The organism is Vibrio sp. RM-69-4 (assembly GCF_024743775.1).
In the GTDB taxonomy this organism is placed as follows: Bacteria; Pseudomonadota; Gammaproteobacteria; order Enterobacterales; family Vibrionaceae; genus Vibrio; species Vibrio anguillarum.
Map to the genome: position 1 here is coordinate 1 of NZ_JAMQXI010000054.1, position 698 is coordinate 698.

Consider the following 698-nt stretch of genomic DNA (forward strand, 5'->3'; position numbering starts at 1 on the left):
GAGAAAATCAGCGCTGATGGGCCATCTTTACGCTCAATCGCCAACTTCCATGCGACGGCTGATTCCACTTGGTCACACGGACGCCATGTGCTCATGTTCGGTGTCAAACGCAGTGAAGCCACTTGCTCAACCGGTTGATGGGTTGGGCCATCTTCGCCCAAGCCAATCGAGTCATGAGTGTAGACTTGGATGTTCTGAATCTTCATCAGCGCGGCCATTCGCATTGCATTACGGGCGTATTCCATAAACATCAGGAAGGTTGCGCCGTAAGGAACGAAGCCACCGTGCAGCGCGATACCATTCATGATGGCAGTCATACCGAATTCACGCACACCATAGTGAATGTAGTTACCCGAGAAATCTTCCGCCGTGAGCGATTGAGAGCCCGACCACATGGTGAGGTTGGACGGTGCCAAATCCGCCGAGCCGCCCATAAATTCTGGCAGCATTTTACCAAACGCTTCCAGCGCATTTTGTGACGCTTTACGTGACGCAATATTGGCTGGGTTAGCTTGAAGGTCAGCGATAATTTGACTCGCTTTCGCTTCCCATTCTGCTGGCAACTCGCCATTTACGCGGCGTTTGAACTCAGCAGCTTCGGCTGGGTAAGCGGCGGCGTAGGCTTCAAACTTGGCATTCCAATCGGTTTCTTTCGCTTGGCCTGCTTCTTTGGCATCCCACTGCGCGTAAATGTCGGC

Annotated in this window: 1 pseudogene; it reads right to left on the bottom strand. The window is 52.9% G+C overall.

Features of this window, described 5'->3' with window-relative positions:
• Nucleotides 1-698: pseudogene (locus tag NB504_RS08270) on the bottom strand (transketolase); the annotation flags it as partial.